Below are 25900 nucleotides of genomic sequence, written 5' to 3'. Positions count from 1 at the left end.
CAGTCGGCTCACTCATTACTGCGCCTGGGCGGCCGAAAACGTCACACCCTCGGCGAGGAGATTTTCACCGAGTACGAAACCGCAGGTCGCAGCGGTGCGAGAGACCGTGCGGACCGACCGCGGTCCGCGGCCCCGGCGTCGCCGCCCTGCCGCTCGGCGAGCTTCCCGGCCCGCTGCCCGGCCTGCTCCCCGGCATTCCGCCCGGCCTTCTCCCGGTCCTTCTCCCGGCCCTTGTTCCGGTCTTCGTCCTGCTTGCGGTCGTGCTGGCCGGACCTGTCGTTGTGGTCGCGCCGGTCCCTGTCCTCGTCGTGCCGCGTTTCCGCACGGCCGCCGGACCCGGACAGGACGCCCTTGCAGTACTTCCAGACCCGGGAGCCGCCCGCCGCGTCGCGCAGGGCGCGCCTGCGGTCGGCGTCCAGCCGCTTGCCGTCGCGGAGGTCGCGGCAAGCGGCAGCGATCTCCCTGCGGTTGTCACCGTTGCCGTCCCCGCGGCTGTCGCCGTTGCCGTCCTCCCGCTCGCCCCGGTCACCGGAGCCGGGCTTGCGGGACGGGTCGTCGCCTGCCACGTCCCGTCCGGAATCGCCGCTGCTCGGCTTGCCTTCGGGCGTCGACCCGCCCTGCACGGCATCGCTCGGCGAGGGCGACACCAGCGGGCGCTCGGGCGGAGAGACGGCGGCCGAGACGGAGGAACCGGGCTGGGGCTCGTCGTTGCCGAACGGTGCGTTCAGGGCTCCGGTTCCGGCCGCGAGGGCGGCACCGCCGGCCATGCCGACAGCCAGCACGGCGGCCAGCGCGAGGCGTGCGGGACGGGCCCGGCGAGACCGCCGGACACCGCCGGAGCCGCTGCCGCGCGGGCTTCCGATCCGGACCAGCCCGGCGTCGGCGACCTCTGCACCGGCCCGTCCGCCGCCGGCCGCGGGCGCCGCCGCACTGTCGGCGCGTTCCGCGCGTGCCTTGCGGAAGGCGGCCATCGCCGCGGCCTCACCGGGGAGTTCATCGCTGGTGGGCGGGGGTGCGGCGGCGAGCGCGCGGAGCGCTGCGGCGAGCCGTTCGGCCTCGCCCCGGGCGGCGCCGTCGACAGCTTCCGGTGGCTCTCCGCTCAGCAAACGCTCCGCCGTTTCGCGGTCCAGCCACCTGTGCTGCTCGTCGGCCATCACACATCCTTCTGCGTCCGTGCGACGCTTTGCGTCACACGTGCGGACGCCATGGCACCACCGCGCGGTTCTCGCTGGGGCGGCAGCGCGTCGAGCACCCCGGCCGATTCCGGATCGGCCTCCGGATCGTCGCCGAGCAGTTCGGCGAGCCGCTTCAGGCCCCGGTGGGCCGCCGTACGGACGGCGCCCGGACGCTTGCCGAGGGTCTCGGCGGCGGTCTTCGCGTCGAGCCCCACCACCACACGCAGCACGACCGCCTCGGCCTGGTCCTGCGGCAACCGGGAGATCAGGGAGAACGTGCCGTCGGTGGCGAGCGCCTCGATGGCCTCGTCGGCGGTGTCGGACTCGGCGGCCCGGCCGGTCAGTTCCGTCTCGTCGCCGCCGATCGCGGGCCGGCGCCCGCGCATGCGTATGTGGTCCAGCGCGCGGTTGCGGGCGATACGGGCGGCCCAGCCGCGGAAGCGGTCCGCGTCGCCGGTGAACCGCTCGATGTCACGGGCTATCTGCAACCAGGCCTCGGACGCCACGTCCTCGGCGTCGGGGTCGCCGACCAGCGTCCGTACGTACCCGAGCAACCGCGGGTGCACGGCCCGGTACACAGTCCGGAAGGCGTTTTCGTCTCCGTCCTGTGCCGCGCGCACCGCGGCGGTCAGCTCCGCGTCGTCCCCCAGCACCGCACCCCTTATTGCGCCTAAACCGGCGCCGCTTTCGCGGACCGGGTTCTCGCCGTCGTGGTTCCTCAATTGATGGTTGCGGTGTGATCACCGCAGGTGGTTGCGGTGGTCTTGGTGCCTCCGCGTTGGCGCGAAAGGCACGTTACGACCTGAAACCACTCCCCGTCCATGTCCGTCCAGGATGCAACTAAGCCGTGACACGCTGGGGTGTGACAGAAAACGCACCCTGGGCGCTGTAGGTAGTACGGGCCGCCGCGCGGCCCGTACCGCGCGACGGCCGGGGCCTCTCCTGTGGGGGGTGGCGGCCCCGGCCGTTGCCATGGCGGACCCGATCGGCCACCTGGTGACGCGGTCGGGCATCTGAGCGATACGGCATGGCACCCTGACGGTGCCGCCGGGCGTGGACACACGGCTCTCCGGCTCCTGTCGCCGAAATCCGCTACGGACGGCCGTCGTTGGGCTGGGCGGGCTTGCCCTTGGCCCCGGACGAGGTGCCGTCGGCGGCGCCGTCCCCGCCGCTGCGCGCGGCCCCCGGCCCGTTCTCCGCGTTGCCCGCGCCGCTGTCCGCGTTACCCGCCCCGGTGTCCGCGTTGCCCGAGCCGGTGCCGGCGCCGGCGGAACCTCGGGCACCCGCGCTCTTCTCCGGCCGGGCGGTGCTGCCGGGCTTCGCCCCGGCCGGGGCGAGTTGCTCCGCGCAGAACGCCGTGACGTTCCTCTCACCGCCCGCGGCCCGGACGAGGCGCTTCCAGGCCGTCGCGTCCATGGCCTTGCCCCGGCCGTCCACCTGCTCGTAGGCACGGCAGTGGGCCTCGGTGTCCCGGGAGGGGGCGGGTCGGTCCGGGCGCGCGGACGCGGAGCCTGTCGCCGAACCGGACGGGATGCCGGCGGGCTCGCCCGCCGGGGCGCCGGGGGCGCTGGTGGAGGCGGGACGACCGCGGTCGTCGGCGCCGTCCGTGGATCCCACCGAGCCGATCGCCGCGACCGCGACCCCGCCCAGCGTGAGACTGGCGAGCAGCACGGAGAGCGTGGCCTTCAGCGAGCGGCCCGGATGCCACCGCTCCCGGGGCCGCCAGTCGTCGCGGCGGCGGGTGCGGGCCCCGTGCACGCCGGCGTCCCGGGCGGCCACGAACGCGGCCACAGCCCGCTGCTCCGCCTCCGCGTCGATCCGGTCCCGGACGAGGGCGGCCACGAGCAGTGCTTCCAGCTCGGCTTCGTCGAAGGCGGGCCGGGTACCGAGGCCGGGGCCGCCGAGGCCGGCCGTCCCGCGCCGGCCGTCGGCGTGCCGCCCAGCCCGGTGGTCGCGGGCGGAACCCTCAGGGTGGACACGCCGACGGCCCGGAACCCCGCCGCTCTGCTGTTCACCCATGTCCTGTTCCGTCCCTGCTCGATCCACGCGTCCTGCGGTGCCCGCCGGGTCCGTGCGACCCGGCCGGCCCGGCCGACCGTCCCGGCGCTCCGGGGCCGATCCATACGTTGTGCTCGTCCGCCCTGTTCAGGGCACCGGACCCGGCGACTCCGCCCGGCCCGCCGACATCGTTCATTTCGACTCCCCCAGCGTCCGGGGAGCCTCATCCGTCACACCTTCGGCGCCCAGCCGGGTGGCCAGGCGTTTCAAACCCCGGTACGCGGCCGTCCGTACGGCACCCGGCCGCTTGCCGAGGACCCGGGCGGCGGCCGGCCCGTCCAGCCCCACCACGACCCGCAGCAGCACCGCCTCGGCCTGGTCCTGCGGCAGGCCCCCGACCAGCCGCAGCGCCTGCTCGGTGGACATGGCCTCCAGCGCCTGGTCGTGGGTGCTGTGCGGCCCGGGCAGGTCCAGGACGTCCTGCTCCAGCGCGGACGACCTCGGCCGTACGCGCTGGCGGCGCAGATGGTCCAGCGCCCGGTGCCGGGCGATGGTCGCCGTCCAGCCGCGGAAGCCGGCTCCGTCGCCCTTGAACCGCCCCAGATCCCGGGCGATTTCCAGCCAGGCGTCGGAGGCCACGTCCTCCGCGTCGTCCCCGACCAGTCCGCGCAGATAGCCGAGCAGCCCGGGCTGCACGATCCGGTAGGCGACCGCGAAGGCCGCCTCGTCACCGTCCTGGGCCCGCTCGACGGCCTCGCCCAGTTCCCCGTCGCGTGCCTGCGTGCGCCGGGGTTCCTCTCGCTGGCCCAAAAACCGTCCTCGTCCGTACCGGGTTGCCCTCCACGATCATCAGCGCCGCGCCCCGGAGAAATGTCACAGCAACCGGAAGGCTCCCGCCCGGTACGGGCCGCGACATCGGCACAACCGGGTGACGTTTGGTCAGGGATGTGCGCTGGGTGAGTGGCACCTGTGTGACAGCCGGTGCAAATGTGACCAGTTCTAGGGGTGGGGTAGTTGAGTCGTCGCAGCACGCGCGCGTACAAGCCGCTCAGTCTGAAGAGACGGGCATGGCTGACCATCGGCGCCGTCGTCCTGAGCGGAGCAGGGGTCGTCACGTACGCGGTGGCCGACCCGCCCGGCGGTTCCGGTGGCGCGTCCCAGAGCCGCAAGCCGGCCGTCCACACCGTGGGGCTCCAGGACAAGGGCTCCGGGCGCAAGGGCCTGGCCAAGCAGGACACGGACCGGTTCAGCGCGGTACTGGTGACCTGGAACGACCCGGACGCCCGGGTCCGGGGCACGGCCGAGGTGCGGACCCGGGATCTGGAGAGCCGGCGCTGGTCCGGCTGGCAGAAGCTGTCCGCCGAGCCGACCCAGGCCGACGGCGCGGAGGCCGAGCGGGCCGCGCTGCGCGGCGGTACCGAGTCCCTCTGGACCGGCGACGCGGACGGCGTCGAGGTGCGGGTCGTGAACGCGGATGGTACGGAGGCGGGCGGCCAGCCCGCCGGCATGGACGTGAAGCTCCTCGACCCGGGCACCGACCCGAAGGGCGCCATGCGGCCCGCGGCCTACGCCGAGGAGACCCCCGCCCCGACGACGACGGAGCCGACGGCCCCCGCCGAGACCCCGACCGCCCCTACCGACGCCCCCACCGAAACGGCCACCCCCACCGAAACGGCCACGCCGACCGGGACCCCCACCGACCCGGCGTCCCCGAGCACGTCCGCGTCTGAGACGGCCTCCCCCTCCCCGACCCCCACGGTCCCCGCGCCCCGCCCCTCCACGGTCGTCAAGCCGCCGATCATCACGCAGGCCGAGTGGGGCGCCTCCACGGACTACGACGGCACCCCGGCCTACGGCACCGAGATCAAGGCCGCCGTCGTCCACCACACCGGCATGGACAGCGACAACACCCTGTCCTGCGCGCAGTCCCGGGCCCGGATGCGCTCCATCCAGCAGGAGCACTTCGCCCGCGGCTACTACGACATCGGCTACAACTTCGTCGTCGACAAGTGCGGCCAGATCTTCGAGGGCCGCAGCGGCGGCATGGACCTGCCGGTCACCGGAGCCCACGACGTCGGCTTCAACACCGACACCGTCGGTATCTCCTACATCGGCAACTTCGAGAAGGCCCGGCCGAGCCGCGCCGCGCTCGACGCCATCTCCCGGCTCGTGGCCTGGAAGTTCGGCATGTACGGCATCGATCCGACCGGCAAGGTGACGCTCACCTCCGGCAGCCCGGCCGGCCAGGACGGCAACAAGGTCGCCAAGGGCACCTCGATCACCCTGCCCCGGGTCTTCGGCCACCGGGACACCAACGCCACCGCCTGCCCCGGCGCCAACCTCTACTCCCAGCTCTCCCGGATCGCCCAGGTCGCCAAGACCCCGGGCATCTCGCACGCCCTCGCCACCTCCGACTACAACCGGGACGGCGTCACCGACCTGGTCGCGGGCACGCCCAAGGCACTGAGCGGCGGCGGCACCCTCACCGTCGTCCCGGGCGGCATCGACGGCCCGGTCACCGCCGCCAAGGTGACGCTCTCCCAGAGCAGCCCGGGCGTGCCCGGCTCCCACGAGTCCGGTGACGGCTTCGGCACGTCCGCCGCGTGGGGCGACGTCAACGGCGACGGCTACGCCGACCTCGCGATCGGTGCGCCCGGAGAGGACGACACCAGCGGCCACGCCGACCGCGGCGCGGTCACGGTGATGTACGGGCCCGCCCTCGACACCGGCTTCTCGTACACCACGTCAGGAGTCACCTCGACGGGCGCCAGGCTCGGCTCCACGGTCGCCGTCGGCGACTTCAACGGCGACGGCAAGGCGGACGTCTTCTCCGCCGGCACCGGCAAGGGCGGAAACTGGAACGCCCGGCTGACCGGTGGCGCCACCACGTACGGCATCCTCACCACGGCCACGGGCGCCGTCTCCTACCTCGACGCCGCAACCGGCGACTTCAACCGGGACGGCTACGCGGACATCGCCCTCAACTACCGCGACACCGGCGGCATCGGCCGGGTCGTCCGCTTCGCGGGCTCCGCGACCGGTCTGACCAAGGTGGGTGTCATCTCCGTCAAGGGCGGCCGCTCCCTCGCCGCCGGTGACGTCAACGGCAACGGCTACGACGACATCGTCATCGGCCAGCCGGTCGCGTCCGAGTCCGGCGGCAAGTCCGGCGGCCAGATCACCATGGTCCCGGGCACGGCCACGGGCTTCACGACCACCGGCATGACCGTGATCCACCAGGACACGGCCTACGTGCCGGGCGGCAACGAGTCCGGTGACGCCCTCGGCACGTCCGTGTCGGTCGGCGACTACAACGCCGACGGTTACGCGGACGTGCTCGCGGGCGCCCCGGGCGAGGACCTGACCCGGGACGGCGTCAACCGCGCCGACGCGGGCGACGCGATCCTCGTCAAGGGCACCGCGTCCGGTCTGACCGGCTCCGGCTCGGTGGGGATCTCGCAGGACACCTCCGGCGTGCCGGGCTCCACGGAGAGCGGCGACCGCTTCGGCTCGTCGGTGTCGCTGACGGACCTGTCCGGCTACGGCCGGGCGGACCTCACCTTCGGCGCCGACGGCGAGGACGGGGGCGACGGCGTCCTGCTGCACCTGCCGAGCAACAGCACCGGCCTCGGTTACGCCGACTCCGTCGTCTTCGGCAAGACCACGCTGGGCACCCCGACGGACGCCCGCCTGGGCCAGACGCTGACGCCGTGACGACTCGACCGGTCCTCGGCCGTTTGCCGGATTTCTCCGGCAGACCGAACGGGCGGGCGGACGAGGGGGAAAGGCTCCCTCATCGCCCGCCCAGAGGACCGGAATCGAGCCGCGAATGACACGCCTTCTGCTCCACACCGCCGTCGCCACCGCCCTGGCCGCCGGCACGCTCGGCCTGTCCCAGCCCGCCCGGACCTCCTCCGACACCGCCTCCTCCTCGGACGGTGTGCACACCGTCCGGGTGCCGGACGGCGACCCGCACGAGCGGTCCCTCGACCCGCGCACCACCGAGCCGTTCAGCATGATCGGTGTCACCTGGGACGACCCGGAAGCGGCCCTGGACGGCACCGCCCAGGTGCGCACCCGCTCCCGGGAGAGCGGCGAGTGGAGCGCGTGGCGTGCGCTCGACACCGACGTCCGGACGCCCGAGACCGGCCCCGACCGCGACCGTGCCGGGGGCCGCGGCGGCACCCAGCCGCTGTGGACCGGGCCTTCGGACGGTGTCCAGGTGCGGGTGTCGGGCGGGCGGCTGCCCGAGGGGCTGCGGGTCGAACTGGTCGACCCGGACGGCGGGTGGGACGCCGTGCACACCACGGTCGTCGAACCGGACGTAGCCGGACCGGCGGCGGGCGCGCCCGCCGCCGAGCGTCCCGCCGTGACGTCACGCGCCGGCTGGGGCGCCGACGAGTCCCTGGTGAAGGACCCGCCCACCTACACCACCGGCACCCAGGCGCTGTTCGTCCACCACACGGCGGGCACCAACGACTACACGTGCGCCGAGTCGGCGTCGATCGTGCGCGGCGTGTTCCTCTACCACGTGCGCAGCAACGGCTGGAACGACATCGGCTACCACTTCCTCGTCGACAAGTGCGGCACGGTCTTCGAGGGCCGTGCGGGCGGCATCGACAAGCCCGTCCTCGGCGCCCACACCTACGGCTTCAACACCGCCACCAGCAGCATCTCGGTGCTCGGCGACTACGGCAGGACGACCGCGAACACCGCCGTGCGCGAGTCGGTCGCCAAGGTCGCGGCCTGGAAGCTCGGCCTGTACGGCATCGACCCGACCGGGACGGTGGTGCTGACCGCCGGTGCCGACAACGGCAAGTACAAGGCGGGCCAGAAGGCGACGCTGCACCGCATCTCCGGCCACCGCGACGGCTACCCGACCGAGTGCCCCGGCCAGCACCTCTACGACGACCTGCCCGAGATCCGCACCCTCGCCGGGAAGGCCGCCAAGCCCGACGAGCCGTCCCCGGAGCCGGCCGGTCCCGTCATCGAGGACGACGTCACGGTGGCGCTCGCGCGCTGACGCTACCGCCGGGGTGCGGCGGCCGTCGCGTCCCGGCACAGCAGCCGCAGCGAGCCGTGCCCGGCGTAACAGCGGCGGGCCTCGTCGATCGGGTCCCAGAGGCGTCCGTCGGGGGTGCGGATCCAGTGGTCGCCGCCCGTCGCCCACCACTCGGCACCGGTCTGGCGCGCCATCACCTCACCGGCGTAGGCGCCGAATCCGCGCAGCACGTCCTTCACGGCGGCGTACGGGGCTCCCTCCCGCCGTATCCCCTCGATCATCCGGTCGATGCTCCACAGGCTCTGCGCCGAGTAGTCGAGGTGCAGCCGTGCCCCTTCGCGCATCGTCGCCACCGTGTCCGCCGCCCACCGCAGCGGCTTCGCCGCGGCCGAGGGCCTGGTTTCCGCTTGAGTCGTCACACCCGGGAAAGCGCTGCGACGTGACGTTTCGTCACACGGAATCGGCGACTTCCCGGAAGTCGCGCAGGACCGCCCCACCTCGGCCCTACGACGGTCACAGGACCCTTCCAGGAACAGGGGTTTAGGCCGGTCGGAGGCTCGGCGGCCCAGTCCTCAGCCGCGTTGCCGGCTCCGGCGCGAGACGACCGCGCGCAGCACCCGGCGCCCCTCGGTCGACACCTCCAGCGCCCGCCGCAGCCCGGCCGGGCCGTGACCGGCCAGGACCTCCAGGACGGTGATCTGGCGGCGCAGTTCCGCGGCGACGAGCGGCGACATGCCCTCCGTACGGCCCTCGCGGCGCACGGCGACCGACGCGGCGTCGTCGGCGGTGTCGAGGAGGCGGTGGATCTGGAGGGCGGCGACGGAGCAGGCGTCGGCCCACACCCGCACCCCGGCGGGGGACCGCTCGGCGGGAGCGGCCTCCAGCATCCGGTAGGCGAGCACGGCCGCCTCGTCCCCGGTGCCGGCGGCGTCCAGCTTCTTGCGCGCCTGCTCCAGCCCCTCACCCCAGTCGCCGCTGCCGGCGCCGTCGCTGAGGCTCGCCCACAGCGGCCGCAGGGTCTCGTCGTCGCCGCCCAGCAGGGGCACGCACCGATCCAGACAAGCCAGCCCGCTCGCGGCCAGCCCGCGTTCGTCGGCCTGTGCGATCAACTCCACCAGGCTCATCCACGCCTCCCTCCGCGGGCCTTGCAGGGCCCTACCAGGCCGCTTCCAGCCCTCACCCCTCACGGAACCCGCACTTCCCCTTACTGCGCGCAACGGCCCCGGAACGTCACAGGGGCACGACGCCCAGTCGGTCGAGGAAGCGGAAGAGGAGATTTTCGGCCAGAGGCTCAGGGTCTGATGTGAGTACGTCCACAAGGGCGTCGGCGTTCACTTCGTGCCCGGCCTCGGCGGCCCAGCGGACGGCGTGCTCGGCGGCGTCGCGGGGCTCCAGGAAATAGTCCTCCAGGCTGAGGCCCTCCCGGCCGGCCCCCAGGTACCCGGCCATGGCCGCCCGGCCCAGGCAGGTCGTCCACGTCCCGCTCTCCGGCGCGGCGGCCTCCAGCACCACGCACTCGCTGTTCATGACGTATCCGAACAGCGCGGGCGCCCCGGTCTCAGTGGCGAGGGCGTTCATGTTCCCCACGTCGCCGTCGCTGCTCGGGTACTCCCATACCTGCCACCCGCCCGGCGCGGAGGTGCGCCGCACCATCCCGTCCGCCGCCCCCGCCAGCGCGTCCAGCTCCGCCAGCGGCCGCTCCCCACGGCCCACGACGAAGTACCCCCAGTACCCCATGCTCCGGTTCCCCCCGGCATATTCGATTCGGCTCGCGTCAGAAGACCACCACACCCGTACGGCAGTTCGCAGCCGTACGGGCCAATTCGTGTGCGGTCAGCCGAGCCTGTCCGCAAGCGCCCGGAACTCCGCCCAGGACAGCTCGGGCCGGCCCGGGTCCCACAGCTTCTGGACGGTCGCCCGCAGCGGCATCCGGATCCCGGCCGCCACCTGGTCCTGCGTCTGCGCGTTCGGGATGTCGCCCCAGACGGCGAAGACCCCGCCGAGGATCTGTCCGTCGTAGCGCTCCGGCACGGCCTGCGTGCCGCGCAGCACCCGCGGCGTCCACTGCTCGTAGATCCGCTGCCCCGTCGGGTAGACGAAGGTCTGCGGCTGGCCGAGCACGTAGTACAGGAACTCGTCGTTGTAGTTGATCACCTTCCGGCCCTCGCCCAGGTACACCGCCGGCGGCCGCGCCCCGATCTCCTTGCCGGTCCAGTAGCCGACCTGGATGTCCTTGTCGGCGTCGACGGAGGTGTCCGCGAAGAAGCCGTCGTTCCAGGCGCGCGGGACGCGCTGGTGCTTGCGGACGGTGGCGGCCCGGTCGTTGAGCCAGCCGGTGGTGAGGTCGGCGACCGTCGCACCGGAGCCGTACTTCTCCCGCGCGGCTGCGGCCAGCTGTGGGAACGACGCCTCGGGGTCGGAGCGCACCAGCGCCTGGTACTCGTCGCCGCCGAGGTGCCACGGCCCGCCCGGGAACAGCTCCGCGTACTCGTTCAGCAGGTCGTCGACGATCTGGGCGCTCTCGCTCTTGGAGATGTCGATGGCCCCCTGCACCGGCGACCCCTGCGCGGTGCGCAGCTGCAGGTCGGGGTGGGCGTCGAGGACCGCGCCGAGGTGCCCGGGCGAGTCGATCTCGGGCACGACGGTGATGTGCCGGCTCTTCGCGAGGTCGACGATCTTGCGCACCTGCGCCTTGGTCAGATGCTGCCGGGACACGATCTCCGGGTGCGAGTCGGACTCGATCCGGAACCCCTGGTCGTCGGAGAAGTGCAGCCCGAGCTGGTTGAACTTCAGATCGCCCAGTTCGCGGATCCGGTCCTCGATCCAGCCGGCCGTGTAGTTCTTGCGCGCGATGTCCAGCATGAACCCGCGCTCCGGCTTGGCCGGCTCGTCCCGCACCACGCCCTCGGGCGCGGTACCGCCGTCGTGCACCTCCTGCTTGAGGGTCCGGGTGCCGTAGAAGACGCCCGCGTCGGCGGGCCCGTCGATCTCCACCCGCCCGTCGCGCACGGTCATGACGTACGACTCCGGGTTCGCGCCCTTGTCCTCGTTCAGCGTCAGCCGCAGGTCCCCGGCGCGTCGGTCGCCCTTCTCGCCCTCGTACTTCAGGCCGAGCTCACCGGCGATCAGCCGGCCCTCGTCGGCCAGCGCCGGGTCGTCCACGACGACGCGGTTCCCGCTCGCGGGGCGCCAGCCCGGGCCGCGCGCCGCGGTGTGCTCGCGCACGGCGGGGATCGTCCGCGGCGCCTCGGACAGGGCGTAGGAGCGGCTCGGACTCGGGGTGTCCTCCGGCGAGGTGCCCTGCGGGGCGGCCGCGGACCGGCCCTGGGATGATCTGGCCTCCGGCCCGCCGGTCCCGCCGTCGCCGCCCGAGGCCACCCAGAGCCCCAGACTCACCCCGGCCGCGATCACGACCAGGGCGACGGCCATGACCACGACCAGCACCTGCCGCTGCTTGCCCTGCTTCGTCTGCTTCGCCGAACCTCGGCGCCTGTGCTGACTCACATCGCCAACCTAAGACCCCCTGCCTCCTCACGCCCGTCCACCACGCGTTCGGAATCTCTCTCTCCCGGGTGAAATTCGGGCATCCGTCGGACACGTCGTGGTCGCACTCGATAGCGTGACGTCACATCTCTCACAACATGCCCTGCCGACACACGTGACTCCCACGAGGACCCACGCTGCCTGCGCACCGTCTCCCAGACCTCCCCGGCCGACTCGCCATACCGGTGGAGCACTTCAACGCGGCCTCGGCCGAGGCCCTGGAGCAGACGCTCCTCTCCTGCCTGCGCAGCCCCCGCTGGTCCCGGCGCGTCGCGGAACACCGCCCCTATCCGGACCTGGACTCCCTGCTCGCCGCCGCGGACGAGGCGGCCTACGACCTGACCTGGCCCGACCTGACCGAGGCCCTGGCGGCCGAGTCCCTGCCGGCCCTCCCGCCCGGCACGTACTCCGCGGCCCACACGGCCCTCAGCGCGGCCCACGCCGCCTACGAGGCCCGCTTCGGACATGTGTTCGTCATTTGCCTGGAGGGGGTACCCAGGGGTGAATGCCTGGACCACATCCTCGAAGGAATCCGGTCACGATTGACCAACGATCCGGAGGAAGAGCGGACGGTGGTGGCGGACGAACTCCGCCGCATGGCAAGGCAACGGCTGGTAGACACCCTTAGGGGCGCGGGGAACTGCGCGACCGGCCACGACGGCGCCGCACCCGGCAGATAACAGGACACCCCACCTCAGAAGCAGCCGAAAGCTAGCCCGTACGCATGCCAGTTTGATCACACAGCCAGACCCCGGCTCAGCCCAGCGGCAGCGCCTCGCTACGATGCTGGGGGCCGGTGGACCGTACCCGGCCGGGCCCGACCGACACACCAAGCCGGCGCGGCCCCAATCCCCGCTCCCGGAGGAAACTTCCGTGCCGGCTGGAACGCTGTACCGCGGCCGGGAAGGAATGTGGTCCTGGGTGGCTCACCGAGTCACCGGCGTCCTCATCTTCTTCTTCCTGTTCGTTCACGTGCTGGACACCGCACTCGTCCGTGTGTCGCCCGAGGCCTACGACAACGTCGTGGCCACGTACAAGACGCCGATCGTCGCGCTGCTGGAGTACGGCCTCGTCGCCGCCATCCTCTTCCACGCGCTCAACGGCCTGCGCGTCATCGCCGTCGACTTCTGGATCAAGGGCGCCCGCTACCAGAAGCAGATGCTCTGGACCGTCGTCGCCCTGTGGGTCGTGCTGATGCTCGGGGCGATCTACCCCGTCCTCGGCCACGCCGCTCGTGAACTGTTCGGGAGCTGACGCCAATGTCCACGTCTGAGAAGACCGCCGCCGGCGTCGGCCCCGTCGAGGGTGGCGCCGTCTACACCGTCGACAACCCGGCGCCCTTCATCGAGGCCCCGCGCAAGCGCACCAAGAAGACCCCCAAGTCCACCCGCGGCAACTTCGAGCTGGCCGCGTGGCTGTTCATGCGCCTGTCGGGCGTGGTGCTGGTCGTGCTGGTCCTCGGCCACCTGCTGATCCAGCTGGTGCTGGACGGCGGTGTCTCCAAGATCGGCTTCGCCTTCGTGGCGGGCCGCTGGGCGAGCCCCTTCTGGCAGGTCTGGGACCTGCTGATGCTGTGGCTCGCGATGCTGCACGGCGCCAACGGCCTGCGCACGGTCATCAACGACTACGCGGAGCGCGCGAACACCCGGCTGTGGCTCAAGGGCCTGCTCTACACCGCCACGGTGTTCACCATCCTGCTGGGCACGCTGGTGATCTTCACCTTCGACCCGAACATCCGCTAGGCACGGGGCTGCGAGAATCATGAAGATCCACAAGTACGACACCGTCATCGTCGGCGCCGGTGGCGCCGGTATGCGCGCCGCCATCGAGTCGACGAAGCGCAGCCGCACCGCCGTGCTCACCAAGCTCTACCCCACCCGCTCCCACACGGGCGCCGCGCAGGGCGGCATGGCCGCCGCGCTGGCCAACGTGGAGGAGGACAACTGGGAGTGGCACACCTTCGACACGGTCAAGGGCGGTGACTACCTGGTCGACCAGGACGCCGCCGAGATCCTGGCGAAGGAGGCCATCGACTCCGTCCTCGACCTGGAGAAGATGGGTCTGCCGTTCAACCGCACGCCGAACGGCACCATCGACCAGCGCCGCTTCGGCGGTCACAGCCGCAACCACGGCGAGGCCCCGGTCCGGCGCTCCTGCTACGCGGCCGACCGCACCGGCCACATGATCCTCCAGACGCTGTACCAGAACTGCGTCAAGGAGGGCGTGGAGTTCTTCAACGAGTTCTACGTCCTGGACCAGCTGATCACCGAGGTCGACGGCGTCAAGCGCTCGGCCGGTGTGGTGGCGTACGAGCTGGCCACCGGCGAGATCCACATCTTCCAGGCGAAGGCCGTGATCTACGCCTCCGGCGGCTGCGGCAAGTTCTTCAAGGTGACGTCGAACGCGCACACGCTGACGGGTGACGGCCAGGCGGCGGTCTACCGCCGGGGCATCCCGCTGGAGGACATGGAGTTCTTCCAGTTCCACCCGACCGGCATCTGGCGCATGGGCATCCTGCTGACGGAGGGTGCCCGCGGTGAGGGCGGCATCCTCCGCAACAAGGACGGCGAGCGCTTCATGGAGAAGTACGCGCCGGTCATGAAGGACCTCGCCTCGCGTGACGTCGTCTCGCGCTCCATCTACACGGAGATCCGCGAGGGCCGCGGCTGCGGCCCCGAGGGCGACCACGTCTACCTGGACCTCACCCACCTCCCGCCGGAGCAGCTGGACGCCAAGCTGCCCGACATCACGGAGTTCGCCCGTACGTACCTCGGCATCGAGCCGTACACGGACCCGATCCCGATCCAGCCCACGGCCCACTACGCGATGGGCGGCATCCCGACGAACGTCGAGGGTGAGGTTCTGGCGGACAACACCACGGTCGTCCCGGGCCTGTACGCGGCCGGCGAGGTCGCCTGCGTGTCGGTGCACGGCGCGAACCGCCTCGGCACGAACTCGCTCCTGGACATCAACGTCTTCGGCAAGCGGGCCGGCATCGCCGCGGCCGAGTACTCCCGGACGGCGGACTTCGTCGAGCTGCCGGAGAACCCGGCCGAGTTCGTGCTCAAGCAGGTGGAGATGCTGCGCGACTCCACCGGCACCGAGCGCGTGACGACGCTGCGCAAGGAGCTGCAGGAGACCATGGACGCCAACGTCATGGTGTTCCGCACCGAGCAGACGATCAAGACGGCGGTCGAGAAGATCGCGGAGCTGCGCGAGCGCTACAAGAACGTGTCCATCCAGGACAAGGGCAAGCGGTTCAACACGGACCTGCTGGAGGCCATCGAGCTGGGCAACCTGCTCGACCTCGCCGAGGTCATGGCGGTCTCCGCGCTCGCCCGCAAGGAGTCCCGCGGCGGTCACTACCGCGAGGACTACCCCAACCGCGACGACGTCAACTTCATGCGGCACACCATGGCGTACCGCGAGGTCGGCGCCGACGGCTCCGAAACCGTCCGTCTCGACTACAAGCCGGTCGTGCAGACCCGCTACCAGCCGATGGAGCGTAAGTACTGATGGCTACCCCCGTTCTGGACAAGTCGGACGCGGCCGGAAAGCCCGAGCCCGGCTTCGCCGACTCCCCCTACATCACGGTCACCTTCCGCATCCGCCGGTTCAACCCGGAGGTCGCGGCGGAGGCCAGCTGGGAAGACTTCCAGCTGGAGATCGACCCGAAGGAGCGCGTCCTCGACGCCCTCCACAAGATCAAGTGGGACCTCGACGGCACCCTCACGTTCCGCCGTTCCTGCGCCCACGGCATCTGCGGCTCGGACGCGATGCGGATCAACGGCAAGAACCGCCTCGCCTGCAAGACGCTGATCAAGGACATCAACCCCGAGAAGCCGATCACGGTCGAGGCCATCAAGGGCCTGACGGTCCTGAAGGACCTGGTCGTGGACATGGAGCCGTTCTTCCAGGCGTACCGGGACGTCATGCCCTTCCTCATCACGAAGGACACGAACGAGCCCACGCGCGAGCGTCTGCAGACGGCCGAGGACCGCGAGCGCTTCGACGACACGACGAAGTGCATCCTCTGCGCGGCCTGTACCACGTCGTGCCCGGTCTTCTGGAACGACGGCCAGTACTTCGGCCCGGCCGCCATCGTCAACGCGCACCGCTTCATCTTCGACTCGCGTGACGAGGCGGGCGAGCAGCGCCTGGAGATCCTCAACGACCGCGACGGCGTCTGGCGCTGCCGCACGACCTTCAACTGCACGGACGCCTGCCCGCGCGGCATCGAGGTCACGAAGGCGATCGCCGAGGTGAAGCGGGCGCTGATCACGCGCCGGTACTGAGACTGTCTCTTGCTCATGAGGGCCCTGTTTCCGCTGGAGGCAGGGCCCTCTGGCATATGCCACACCAAAGGGTGAACGCGGCTGCGAAGGTCCCACGCGTGTCGTCCGTCCTACGATGATGGTCTCGACACCAGTCCCCAGGAGGCACCTGATGTCCGCAGCTTCCGTCGAGCAGCCCTTCCACGAGGAAGAGCCGGTCACCCTGACGACCATCGCCGACGAGATCATGGAGCGCCATCCGGGCTACCGCGTCGAGATCATCGGAGGCCATCTCCTCGTGACCCCGTCCCCGGATGCTCCCCATGCCCGTGCTCTGACCAAGCTCATGCGCCCGTTCATCGCGGCGGGACTGGACGATGATGAGACCGAGGTCCTCCAGAACGTCGGGCTCTGGCTGCCCACCGGCGCCGAAGACTACGCCATCCCCGACCTCGTGGTGGTGGACGCCGACATCGACGACCACTTCGTCGAGAACAACGCGTACGACCCGGCCTGCTTCCGTCTCGTCCTGGAGGTCACCTCCGGCAACTGGAAGGACGACCTCAAGACCAAGGTCGCCGCCTACGCCGAGGCCAAGGTGCCCGTCTACGTCATCGTCGACCGCAAGCACCAGCGCCTTCACGTCCTCACCGACCCCGCCGGGAACGGGTACGAGAACCACCGACCCCACGCCCCCGGCGAGATCGTCGCCCTTCCCGACTCCATCGGCGCCAAGGTCACGTTGGACGTCGCGGAGATCCTCAAAGCAGGCCAAGCGAAAAAGGTCGGGTGACCCGATCCGGACAGAAACGGAACTTGTCCGGCCACTTAAGGCTCGGTGCCTGTCACGGGTGTGACTGTCGTGGCCAGACTGCCCGCATGGCATACCTCAGAAGGGCCGCCGTCGCGCTCCTGGCCACGGCCTCCGTGCTACTCCCGGTATCCCCCACAGCCTCTGCAACCGCCTCTCCGGTCCTCGCGCGGGAGAGCTTCGACCGCCTCCCCCTCGGCCCGGTCACCGAAGGCCGCGGCTGGACCTCGGACGCCTCCGACGGCACGCTGACCGTCACCCCCGCCACCACCGGCCACGGCCATGAACTCCGCATCCGCACCGAGGGCAACGGCCGCGCCTTCCTGGTATTCCCGCACCTCGCCCCGCCCGGCAACAGCTTCTGGGCCCGGATGCGGCTGAGGGTGGACGCGTTCCCGACCGCCCCCGACTGGGCGCACTGGACCCTGGCGGAGGCCTCCGGCCCGGACTCCCCGACCCTGGTCCGCCCGCTCGGCGGCCAGTACGTGCCCACCGAGAAGCACGACTTCTACGGCGTCGGCTCCGACCTCGGACCGACCGGGGACTGGACCGCCTGGAAGACCTCCGCGCCGGCGACGGCCGGGAAGTGGCAGTGCGTCGAGTTCCACCTGGACGCCACCGACAACCGCGTCACGGTCTACTTCGACGGCGTGCCCCAGCCCGACCTGACCGTCTCCACCGACCAACACGGCGGTACGCCGGACCCGTTCGTCTTCCCGGCGTTCGACAAACTCAAGCTGGGCTGGCAGCTGTACCAGGCCGACCCGAACCCCTCCTCGTACGACGTCCGGCTGGACGACATCGCGCTGAGCACGCGGAGGATCGGGGGGTGCGCGGCTTGAGAGGCCCGCGAGGATTCGGCCTTGCGTTCAGGCATGGGTGCAGATCCGTCCGCTTCATCTTCTGCCACCCTGCAAAAAAGGTCGAGCGCGGGCAAAGCCTGCGTCTCCGGCTCTAGTCGCGGCGTGTGCACGCGCGCTGGGCGTCCACGTCCGAGTTGCTGGGGCAGCCGTATGCCGACGAACTGCGCCGGGATCGGATGGACGCGCTGATCCAGCCGATTCGTGAGGCGTTGGGACAGATGTCCAGCGGGCTCTGGAGCAGCGCCGTCAGGCGCAGTACACGGACATGGTGCGCGACCTGCCGGTGCTGATCGGCATCCAGCACCAGTCGCGGCAGCTTAATGATGGAATTTAAGATAGCTCCTGCGAGACGTTGAAGTTCACAGGTGCCTTGTCGCGAACAATCTCCCAAACTGGATCTCGTTCCACCGCTTGAATCCACTCATCGAATGAGTCGCCACCCTCACGGAACCACCAGGAGTTGTGACTTTGAAGAGACCGCAGGTCGGTATCGATTCGATATCTGTACTCAAGCTGAACCTGCGAGTACCCTTCGTGCTCTCCTTCGGCATCCACAATTTCCAGTTGACGTACAAAGCCAACCGTGAATGTAGGCTCAGTGAACCAGTTCACTTCACCGTATTGAAAGAGGAAGGCGTCGGAGTCTGTGCCGACGGGAACGTCGAACCCAATCCGCTCGAAGCTGCGGACAGTCGCCCAAACCGACTCGACAGTCGGGAACTCTCGACTCGATCCTACCTGGTCAAGAATGTCTTGCACCACGCTCAGTGCAGAGCCGATCGGTCGCCCCATCACCTGTCTCCCTCACTCGCTTCAGGATCCCCATCACCTTGCCGTCGCGCGGCCGCAGGGGGCGGGACCGCACCACGGCAAGGCTACACACTCGACTACGGCCAGTGCCCGCCTTGTAGCTGCCTTTGTATATGCGCCAGCACATCTCGGGCTTCACTGGCACTTCTGGCACCACCCATCAAGTCATTGACGTAGGCATAGTACTCATTCGTGTGAATGCGCGAATGCACCGATGCACCCGTCGGGTTCACCGACGCCGACCCGCGCGGCAGGAAAACACCGTTACTCGCATCGTTGATATCAATTCCGAACTTAGCGAGTTGCTGCCGGGCCGCCGCAGCCTTCGGAGAGGTACTGGCCACGATGTGATGCGCGGCAGTCTCTGCAGGTCGAGTGACCCCGGACGCCTCCAGGTTCTCACCCAGAATCTTGGCATTACTGGAGCAATTGGAGTTGTGAACGAGGACCGGCGCGGCCCCTGCCAGCACATAGTACGTATGCAGGTCGTCGACCGTGAGGTTGTACGTCCGCGCGTGCTTCGTGAACGGCCGGTTGCCCGTGACGATGACGGTGTCGCCGTCGTCGGTCAGCAGGGTCATGCCCGGCTTGAGGTCGCCCGCCTCGATCCAGTCGCGCTCGGAGGGGGACCAGAACGGGTGCTCGTGGGTGGCTGTGAGGTCCTCGACGCCGTCTTCGGTAGCTATGGACAGTTCGTTGAAGTGCTTGTCGTCCTCGGTCCGGATGAGCCGGGTCACCTTCCGGGGACCGGCCTCGCCGGTTTCGGGATCGGTGGCCTGGACCATGTCGCCGACTTCGACGTCTTCGATGTCCTTGGTGGTGCCGTCCGCCATGAGGACGTCGGTGCCGGCCAGGAAGCATTTACAGCCACTGGCCGCGCCCTTACCGGCCCTTCCGCCTCCGGGGATGAAGGCGTACGGGAGAGTTTCCCACCGCTTTCCCCGGTCATAGGATTCGGCGTCGTCCAGGCATCTGTCGAAGTTCTCAAGGCAGTAGTTGGCGGCTATGCGCTTGGCCTCTGCGACATCGTCGCTCTTCATCAAGAAGACGTACGCCCGGCGGCACCCCTCCCGCCCAAAGCAAACGTTGTTCGTGCCGTTTTCCTCGACAATGGGCGTCTGCCAGTAGGTTCCGTCCGGAAAGCGGCCGTTCGGTCCGTACTCGTAGAAGAGGTCCCTCAGCCGCTGGGCATTGTTCGTGACCGGGGTCTGTGTCTCCACCCAGCCGGGCTTCGCCTTACAGCTGTAGTAACAGCCACCCGGGCCGGTTCCACCCCGGGGCACACCGGGACCGTTCGGGTTCTGCGGGCCCGTCGGACCGCCATCGCGGCGCGGTTCGCTGTGGCCCGTTCCGTCATCGATCCACAAGCCCGTTGGGTCGGAATGCGAGACCGGGCTGTTGTTGGCGTAGGCGTACCCGTTCATCTGGAGCGGGTCCGTGATGTCGATGATCGGGTCTGCGGAGAGGAAGCGGCCCGACGTGTGGTCGTATTCGCGGGCGCCGATGTGGGTCAGACCCGTGGCCGTGTCGTCGATGCCGACGCCCAAGTAGCCGCGTTTGTTGGGCCAGGTGGCCGGCTTCGTGCCGCGGGACTCGCCGTACGGCTTGAACGCACGACGGGTGACCGGCTGACCGGTCGCGAGTTCGACCGAGGTGTTCGCCGTTCCGAGGTGATCGCTGATCAGGGTGGTGATCTTGTGGCCGGTGGACGAGCCGTTGGCCGCCGTGCGGACCACCGTGGGGGCGCCCGGATGGCCGTAGGAGCGGGACGCGCGGGTGATCGCGCCGGACGCGTCCGTCGTCAGTTCCGTCTCGCCCAGGTACAGCGTCGACCCCGAAGCCGAGTTCTCCAGCAGGCGGTTGCCCTCGGCGTCGTAGACGTACGTCGTCTTTTTGCCGTCGTCCGTGATCGAGTCGAGCTTGTTCTCCGGTGTCCAGGCCAGGTCCTGAGTGGTGCCGGGGAGGTCCCGGACCGTGGTGTTGCCCGTGGCGTCGTAGGTGTAGCCGCTGCCCTTGCCCGATGGCGTGGAGCTGATCCACGTCATGGTGTGGGGTTGGGACTGGTACGTCGTTGTGCCGGTTCCTGCGACCGTCTTGCCGTAGCCGTACGAGTAGGTGACGTCCTTCGTCGCGTCCGCCGGGTCGTGCTCCGTGAGCGTGGCGCGGTTTCCGAGCCAGTCGAACGTGAACGACTGGTGGTAGGCCGTCGTGCCCGTGGCCAGTGTGCTGGTGTCCGGGGCCGCCGCCGCGAGCGAGGAGGCGAGGGAGTCGTCCGGGGTCGTCGCGTCCGCTGCCGCGTCCGGGGCGTCGGCGACCGGGCCGGACGAGAACGCGTACGTGGTGCGGGGGCCCCAGGTCGTGCCGTTCGCCGCCTTGCAGCCCGTGGCCCCACCGGTCGGCTCGATCTTCGACGTCCAGGCGTGGGCCAGTTCCCCCATCACGTCGTACGTGAAGCACTGGGTGTCCCAGGTGCTGCCCGTCGCCTCGCTGAGCTTGCGGGCGTTGGAGGTGATGGTGCCCGTGGCGTCGTAGGAGTAGTAGCCGTCCGTGATGCGGTGCGGACCCGCCGTCTCCCGGTCCGCCACCGTGCGTTGGAGTCGGCCGGTGTGCGGATCCACGAAGTTGGTCGTCCAGACGCGGTGCGGCTGGGAGCCGGAGACCGTGCGCAGCACCTCGCCGTAGGGCGAGTAGGTGGCGTCGGCCGTGTACCAGGTCCGGCCGGAGGTCGACTCGGGCAGGCCGTCCCCGTTGTAGCGTGTGACGACCTTCTCCTTCGCCAGGCCGCCTGCGGCCGGCAAGGTGACCGACTGGGGCTTGCCCGTCGGTGTGTGGGTGTAGGAGTAGGCGTAGGTTCCGGCCAGACCGGTCGTCATGGAGTTGGCCGGGATGACCGTCTCGCGGCCGGTGACGCGGTACTCGGGGTCGTAACCGGTGACGCGGTTGATGTAGTCGCCCTTGTCGGTGTGCCTCTTCGACGACGCCGGTTGACCGATGCCTCCGGGCGCCTCGTCGTAGGTGTACTCCTTGACGGGAGTGGCGCTTGCGGACCCCTGCCGGACGTACCTGGGCCGTCCGAGGACGTCGTACTCGGTGAAGGTCTCCTGGCCGCGCGCGCTGCGGACGCGGTTCGGGCGGTCGGCCGAGTCGTACCACGTGTCCGTGGTTCCGGTGTCGGGATCGGTGGCGGAGGTGACGCGTCCGCGGGCGTCGTAGGTGTACGACCAGACATTGCCCGCCGGGTCGGTGACCTTGTGGCGGTTGCCCCGGGCGTCGTATTCGTACGTGGTGGTGCGTCCCGCGGTCGCGGAGGAGGCGTCCTGGGTGAAGTGCCGGACGGACGTGGTCCGGCCGAGGGCGTCGAAGTACGTGCGGGTCCTCGGGGCCGTGGAGCCCGGCGGGTTAACCGTCTTGCTGACCGCGTCGTACCAGGTGAACGTCGCGTACTTGTATCCGCCGCCGTGGTAGACGGAAGCGCGAGCCTCGCGTTCGAGGCCGTCGTAGCGGTACTGGGTCCAGGACGGGATCAGCGAGGTGGACCTGGGCCTGAAGAGTTCCGTGTCCGGTTCGCCCTTGGCGAGGTAGGCGCCGGTCTTCTCGGCGACCAGGCCGTGGTCGTTGTACTTGGTGTCCACGATGATCCGGCCTGGGCCGTGGGCCTCGACCTGCTTCTGGACCTCGCGCGACAAGCCGTCGTAGAGGGTCACGTCGCGGGTGTAGGAACCGTCGTCCCTGAGGGTGCTGACCGACACCGCGGCGGGCTTGTTCGCGCTGGTGGTGGCGGTGGCCGGCTGGTAACCGACGATGACGCTCGGCGACTTGCCGCCCGAGGAACGCGACGCGGACCAGCCCTTCACCAGGCGCCCGAGGTCGTCGTACTCCGTGCGTGTCACGCGTCCGTTGGCGTCGGTGACCGTGAGCGGCAAGCCCCGGCCCGGGTCGTAGGTCGTGGTGACGGTGTGGCCCTTGGCGTTGATCGTCTTGGTCGAGGTGACCGGGCCACCTGTCTCGGGCGTGTATCGCGTCTCCGAGGTGCCGGCACCCGGCTTGGCGACGGTGCGGACGCGGCCGAGTGCGTCGTACGTGGTCTCGGTGACCACGGAGTACGAGGTGCCCGTGCCGTCCGTCTCGGCAACCGATGTGACCATGCCCTTCGTCGGCGTCGCACCGTGGGTCAGCTTGTCGTAGGTGAACTGCTTCGCCGATGTGAGCTTGGTCGCGGGATCAGCGGTGGCGTATCCGGCGCATGACGTGCCCGTGGTGCGCTGTTCCTTGGGCAGGCCGATGAGCCAAGCGGTGGTGTTGTGCAGGTAGGACGTCTTGGTGCAGGTCTGGTCCGAGAGTGTCTCGGAGGAGCCGCTCGGCTTGACCACGGCCGTCTCCACCTGGACCGGGAGACCGTAGGTGTCGTCGGAAGTGGTGAGAGTACGGACGGCCCGCCAGCTCGAGCCGACCTTCTGGATCTCGTCCGTCCGTTCGATACCCGTGCGGTGGGCGAGCAGTGGGTCGGCGGCTGTCGCGTCCTCGTTCTCACGGGAGCGGGACGCCGTCTGCTTCGACCAGGGGCGGTTCAGGGTGCGGTTGAGCACCTCGCCGCCCGAGTCCACGTAGGTGATGGTCTCGGCGGTCATGCCCGCGTACTGCGGCTCGTCGTCCGCCAGCAGGGTGTAGGCGCCGCCGGAGTCCTTGACCTCGCCGCCGGTGCCCAGGAAGTAGCGCGTCACCGACTGGGACTGGGATTGCGGCACACCGGGTTCGGAGCTGGTCTTGCTGCCCTTCTTGACCTTGACCTGGCGGTGCCCCCGCCAGTCGCTGTACGTCCGCAGCGCGGGGCGCGTGAACTCGTCGTCGCTCTTGGCCCACGCCGCACCCGAGTACGTGTACATCGTGACGGTCGGTTTGCCGTGCGAAGTGACCTTGTCGGTCTCGGTCACGGACGCGACGACGTACTTGTTGAACCAGGACTTCGCCGGGGTCTTCTCGTCCCCGTCGGGTGACCAGCGCACCGGATAGCAGGTGCCGTTGTTCTTGCCCTTGTCCTCCGAGGGCTCGCTCGCGCACCCGCCGGTGTACTCGACCTCGATGTCACCGCCGTACTCGGTGGATACGGTGCCGATGCGGGGGCGGGTGAAGACGGGACGCTGGTCGTTCCTGCCCGTGAGCACCAGGTTGGGCAGCTGGCGGTCCTTGAGCCGGCCGCGCAGCGGGGACGAGGCGCCGACCGTGTAAGGGGCGAAGCTGATGCCGTCCTTCGACTGAAGGGTGCCGGTCGTGTCGCCGGGGCCGTAGCCGGTGCGGGTGATCGAGTTGAGCCAGAGGCCCGGGGAGGTGTCGTACCAGTCCTCTGGGAAGGACTGGTGCAGGGTGTACGTGTCCACCTTGCCGAGGCCGGTCTGGCCCGGGCGAGCGGCCCTCGTGGTCACCGTGTCCAGGCGCAGCTGCGTCCAGAAGGAGGGGAAGGCCGGGCACAGCTTGGAGGTGGACTTGCAGTTGAGGTTGCCGGGCGTGTCCCACCAGGGCCGGTAGGCGCCGGGATCGTCGGTCTTGGCGAAGTTGGCCGGGTCACAGGCCGATTCGGACCTCAGGCACCGCTGCTTCACGCCGAAGGTGACGGCGGCGGCCGGCGTGGTCAGGGTGTCCGGGCGCAGGCCGTACTCGATCGATGCGGGGTAGGCGTAACGATCGTACTGTTCGGGCGACTTGAACTTCTTGCGGACGGCGTAGTGGTTCGTCTCCTGCTTCCAGTTGACGATCATGGTGTTGCCGTTGACGTCGACGACCTTGTCCAGGCCCCAGCGCCAGGCCTGCTGCTTGCCGGAGCCGCAGCGCGAGTCAGCGAAGGTGTCGGCGTGGCACGGCTCTCCGGGGTGGTTGCCGAAGACCGGCACGGCGGAGACCGAGTTGGTGTCGGTGTGGCCTCCGCCGACGCTGTTCAGTCCGTAGTAGTACTTGGTGCCGTCGGCCGTGGTGACGACCCAGTACTCGCCGTTGTTGTCGTCGTTGCCGCCGCCGACGCGGTGTTCGACCCTGGTGCCGTCGTCCTGTTGGGGGCGGTAGATCTCCGTGCTCTGCTCCGGGTCGCTGCCGGAGCCCGCGTCCCGCACCAGTTCGGTGGTCCGGCCGCCGAGCGACATCACCGCGTTGTACGACACCCAGCACAGGTCGGGCGTCTTGTCCTTCTTGGCGGCGTTGTTCGGGGAGCCGGCCTTCAGCGTCTTTCGGTCGTCCTGGCAGGAGCGGTAGCGACGCTCGATGTGGCCGGGGTTATAGGACCAGCCCTCACCGATCCAGGATGCCTGCGGTGAGGAGACGGCCGTGCGCCCGTCCACGGTCTGGGAGCTGTAGTTGAAGGAGATCTCGGGCGCGGGGCCGGCCGGCGACTTCGGGACGGTCAATGGGTAGGACCACGTGAAGGCTCCGGAGGAGCCGCCGGCCTCCCACTTTCCGTCAGAGGCGAGCGGCGTCGCCTTGAAGGTGCCGCCGCCGCTGTTGCCGGAGTCGACCACGCCGACGACCGCCGTGCTTGCCGTGGCGGCCGCGGGAGTCGCCGCGGAGGACCGTCGATAGGACGCCTGCATCACGCCGGACGAGCCGGCCGTGGACGAGGAGGCGACAGCAGGTGTGACCGTGCCGTCGGCCGCCGGATCCACGGTGGCCGTCAGGGACTTGGCCGCCGTGTCGTTGGCCGTCTCCAGTTCCTCGTACGTCTGGCATGCCTCGTCGTCCGGCGTCGTCCAGTAGCAGTCGGGGAAGACGACGAAGCGCAGTCGGGAGGCCCAGTCCGCGCCGTAGAGATTCTTGAACGCGGCGTAGTCGAGCTTGACGGATACGGGTACCGAGCCGCTGTCGGGCCCCTGAACCAGCAGCAGGCCGCCCTCGACTCCCTGGGCGACCGAGGAGGAGCGGTCCGGGATGGTGACCTGCCATGTACCGGTCGGCGTCGGCTGATCGGGGGCCTGGCCGAGGCTGACGGGCAGAGTTCCCACCGGGCTCAATGCCGCTGGTTCGGCTGTGGTGGCGGCGGTACGGGCCGAGGCGGGCGTCGTGCTCGAGCCGAAGGTGACGGAGCCCGTCTGGTTGGAGGGTGGATTGATCGTGCCGGTCGGGGCGGCGAGCAGATCCTTGGGAATGTCTGCCTTCAGCGTGCTGAGGTGTCGGCTGAACACCTGGCCGGGAACCGGCTCGTCACGCTCGAGTTCCTCCAGGGTCAGCGATTCGCGTCCGACTTCCTCCTTCGCCGGATCCGGCGGCAGGGCCAGCGCGGGCGCGGGCAACAGCCCCATCAGCAGTGCGGCAGCCGTTACCGGCACGGCGGTACGCGCCAGACGAGGCTTGCGGGCATGCGAGAGTCGGCCGAACACGGCGAGGTCCCCCCGAACCACTGGAAGCGGGACCGGCTACGGACCACGCGTGATGACGTATCAGAC

General features: G+C 70.1%; 19 protein-coding genes. 9 read left to right on the top strand and 10 right to left on the bottom strand.

Features of this window, described 5'->3' with window-relative positions; all coding sequences use genetic code 11:
- Nucleotides 1–41 precede the first annotated feature (41 nt).
- From ABZ192_RS31575 to ABZ192_RS31560, 4 genes are all read right to left on the bottom strand, one after another.
- The gene (locus tag ABZ192_RS31575) at nt 42–1154 is read right to left on the bottom strand and encodes a hypothetical protein (protein WP_356927893.1); all 1113 of its coding nucleotides are present in this window, start codon (nt 1152–1154) and stop codon (nt 42–44) included.
- Nucleotides 1154–1828 carry an RNA polymerase sigma factor gene (locus ABZ192_RS31570; protein ID WP_356927892.1) on the bottom strand — a complete coding sequence of 225 codons (675 nt, stop codon included), beginning with the start codon at nt 1826–1828 and terminating at the stop codon, nt 1154–1156. Before ABZ192_RS31570 ends, ABZ192_RS31575 begins: the two co-directional genes overlap by 1 nt.
- 439 nt (nt 1829–2267) lie before the next feature.
- Complete coding sequence (locus tag ABZ192_RS31565; protein ID WP_356927891.1) at nt 2268–3194, bottom strand: hypothetical protein; 927 nt, start codon at nt 3192–3194, stop codon at nt 2268–2270.
- 171 nt (nt 3195–3365) lie between these two features.
- Nucleotides 3366–3983, bottom strand: coding sequence for an RNA polymerase sigma factor (locus ABZ192_RS31560; protein ID WP_356927890.1), 618 nt, complete (start codon nt 3981–3983; stop codon nt 3366–3368).
- Between the two features lie 204 nt (nt 3984–4187).
- Between ABZ192_RS31560 and ABZ192_RS31555 the strand changes: the two genes are divergently transcribed.
- Both ABZ192_RS31555 and ABZ192_RS31550 read left to right on the top strand, forming a co-directional pair.
- Nucleotides 4188–6887, top strand: a complete 2700-nt coding sequence (locus ABZ192_RS31555) for an FG-GAP-like repeat-containing protein (RefSeq protein WP_356927889.1) — start codon at nt 4188–4190, stop codon at nt 6885–6887.
- A 115-nt stretch (nt 6888–7002) separates the two neighbouring features.
- Nucleotides 7003–8196 carry an N-acetylmuramoyl-L-alanine amidase gene (locus tag ABZ192_RS31550; RefSeq protein ID WP_356927888.1) on the top strand — a complete coding sequence of 398 codons (1194 nt, stop codon included), beginning with the start codon at nt 7003–7005 and terminating at the stop codon, nt 8194–8196.
- A 2-nt stretch (nt 8197–8198) separates the two neighbouring features.
- Here the strand turns inward: ABZ192_RS31550 and ABZ192_RS31545 are convergent, their stop codons facing one another.
- The 4 genes from ABZ192_RS31545 to ABZ192_RS31530 form a co-directional block, all read right to left on the bottom strand.
- A complete protein-coding gene (locus ABZ192_RS31545) occupies nt 8199–8594 on the bottom strand; it encodes a hypothetical protein (protein ID WP_356927887.1) in 396 nt (131 codons plus the stop codon).
- Nucleotides 8595–8747: 153 nt separating this feature from the next.
- Nucleotides 8748–9299 (bottom strand): hypothetical protein, encoded by a 552-nt coding sequence (locus ABZ192_RS31540; RefSeq protein WP_356927886.1) that lies wholly within the window; start codon nt 9297–9299, stop codon nt 8748–8750.
- Between the two features lie 106 nt (nt 9300–9405).
- On the bottom strand, nt 9406–9912 hold the full coding sequence (locus ABZ192_RS31535) for a hypothetical protein (protein ID WP_356927885.1): 507 nt from the start codon (nt 9910–9912) through the stop codon (nt 9406–9408).
- A 96-nt stretch (nt 9913–10008) separates the two neighbouring features.
- On the bottom strand, nt 10009–11604 hold the full coding sequence (locus ABZ192_RS31530) for a glycoside hydrolase family 20 protein (protein ID WP_356927940.1): 1596 nt from the start codon (nt 11602–11604) through the stop codon (nt 10009–10011).
- Between the two features lie 299 nt (nt 11605–11903).
- Between ABZ192_RS31530 and ABZ192_RS31525 the strand changes: the two genes are divergently transcribed.
- From ABZ192_RS31525 to ABZ192_RS31495, 7 genes are all read left to right on the top strand, one after another.
- On the top strand, nt 11904–12398 hold the full coding sequence (locus ABZ192_RS31525) for a 2-oxo-4-hydroxy-4-carboxy-5-ureidoimidazoline decarboxylase (RefSeq protein ID WP_356927884.1): 495 nt from the start codon (nt 11904–11906) through the stop codon (nt 12396–12398).
- A 193-nt stretch (nt 12399–12591) separates the two neighbouring features.
- A complete protein-coding gene (sdhC, locus tag ABZ192_RS31520; protein WP_010047075.1) occupies nt 12592–12972 on the top strand; it encodes a succinate dehydrogenase, cytochrome b556 subunit in 381 nt (126 codons plus the stop codon).
- A 5-nt stretch (nt 12973–12977) separates the two neighbouring features.
- Entirely contained in the window at nt 12978–13460 is a 483-nt protein-coding gene (locus ABZ192_RS31515; protein ID WP_020273764.1) for a succinate dehydrogenase hydrophobic membrane anchor subunit, read from the top strand.
- A 19-nt stretch (nt 13461–13479) separates the two neighbouring features.
- Nucleotides 13480–15234, top strand: a complete 1755-nt coding sequence (gene sdhA / locus ABZ192_RS31510; protein ID WP_356927883.1) for a succinate dehydrogenase flavoprotein subunit — start codon at nt 13480–13482, stop codon at nt 15232–15234.
- Nucleotides 15234–16013, top strand: a complete 780-nt coding sequence (locus ABZ192_RS31505) for a succinate dehydrogenase iron-sulfur subunit (RefSeq protein WP_020273766.1) — start codon at nt 15234–15236, stop codon at nt 16011–16013. The genes sdhA and ABZ192_RS31505 overlap by 1 nt, the downstream gene beginning before the upstream one ends.
- A gap of 151 nt (nt 16014–16164) precedes the next feature.
- Complete coding sequence (locus ABZ192_RS31500) at nt 16165–16785, top strand: Uma2 family endonuclease (protein ID WP_356927882.1); 621 nt, start codon at nt 16165–16167, stop codon at nt 16783–16785.
- 86 nt (nt 16786–16871) lie between these two features.
- Nucleotides 16872–17645, top strand: coding sequence for a hypothetical protein (locus ABZ192_RS31495; RefSeq protein ID WP_356927881.1), 774 nt, complete (start codon nt 16872–16874; stop codon nt 17643–17645).
- A 351-nt stretch (nt 17646–17996) separates the two neighbouring features.
- On the opposite strand, the gene ABZ192_RS31490 is transcribed toward ABZ192_RS31495, so the two are convergent.
- Nucleotides 17997–18458, bottom strand: a complete 462-nt coding sequence (locus ABZ192_RS31490) for a hypothetical protein (RefSeq protein WP_356927880.1) — start codon at nt 18456–18458, stop codon at nt 17997–17999.
- A 95-nt stretch (nt 18459–18553) separates the two neighbouring features.
- Nucleotides 18554–25756, bottom strand: a complete 7203-nt coding sequence (locus ABZ192_RS31485; protein ID WP_356927939.1) for a polymorphic toxin-type HINT domain-containing protein — start codon at nt 25754–25756, stop codon at nt 18554–18556.
- Nucleotides 25757–25900: the final 144 nt, after the last annotated feature.

The sequence above is a fragment of the Streptomyces sp. NPDC006235 genome (assembly GCF_040613735.1).
In the GTDB taxonomy this organism is placed as follows: Bacteria; Actinomycetota; Actinomycetes; order Streptomycetales; family Streptomycetaceae; genus Streptomyces.
The sequence above is the reverse complement of the archived record's forward strand: the minus strand, read 5'-3'. Positions and strand labels throughout refer to the sequence as shown.

Coding starts and splice junctions, on each gene's coding strand:
- ABZ192_RS31575 (WP_356927893.1), bottom strand. CDS start 1,154: ATGGCCGACGAGCAGCACAGGTGGCTGGACCGCGAAACGGCGGAGCGT.
- ABZ192_RS31565 (WP_356927891.1), bottom strand. CDS start 3,194: ATGGGTGAACAGCAGAGCGGCGGGGTTCCGGGCCGTCGGCGTGTCCAC.
- ABZ192_RS31550 (WP_356927888.1), top strand. CDS start 7,003: ATGACACGCCTTCTGCTCCACACCGCCGTCGCCACCGCCCTGGCCGCC.
- ABZ192_RS31540 (WP_356927886.1), bottom strand. CDS start 9,299: ATGAGCCTGGTGGAGTTGATCGCACAGGCCGACGAACGCGGGCTGGCC.
- ABZ192_RS31535 (WP_356927885.1), bottom strand. CDS start 9,912: ATGGGGTACTGGGGGTACTTCGTCGTGGGCCGTGGGGAGCGGCCGCTG.
- ABZ192_RS31530 (WP_356927940.1), bottom strand. CDS start 11,604: ATGGCCGTCGCCCTGGTCGTGATCGCGGCCGGGGTGAGTCTGGGGCTC.
- ABZ192_RS31515 (WP_020273764.1), top strand. CDS start 12,978: ATGTCCACGTCTGAGAAGACCGCCGCCGGCGTCGGCCCCGTCGAGGGT.
- sdhA (WP_356927883.1), top strand. CDS start 13,480: ATGAAGATCCACAAGTACGACACCGTCATCGTCGGCGCCGGTGGCGCC.
- ABZ192_RS31505 (WP_020273766.1), top strand. CDS start 15,234: ATGGCTACCCCCGTTCTGGACAAGTCGGACGCGGCCGGAAAGCCCGAG.
- ABZ192_RS31500 (WP_356927882.1), top strand. CDS start 16,165: ATGTCCGCAGCTTCCGTCGAGCAGCCCTTCCACGAGGAAGAGCCGGTC.
- ABZ192_RS31495 (WP_356927881.1), top strand. CDS start 16,872: ATGGCATACCTCAGAAGGGCCGCCGTCGCGCTCCTGGCCACGGCCTCC.
- ABZ192_RS31490 (WP_356927880.1), bottom strand. CDS start 18,458: ATGGGGCGACCGATCGGCTCTGCACTGAGCGTGGTGCAAGACATTCTT.
- ABZ192_RS31485 (WP_356927939.1), bottom strand. CDS start 25,756: ATGGGGCTGTTGCCCGCGCCCGCGCTGGCCCTGCCGCCGGATCCGGCG.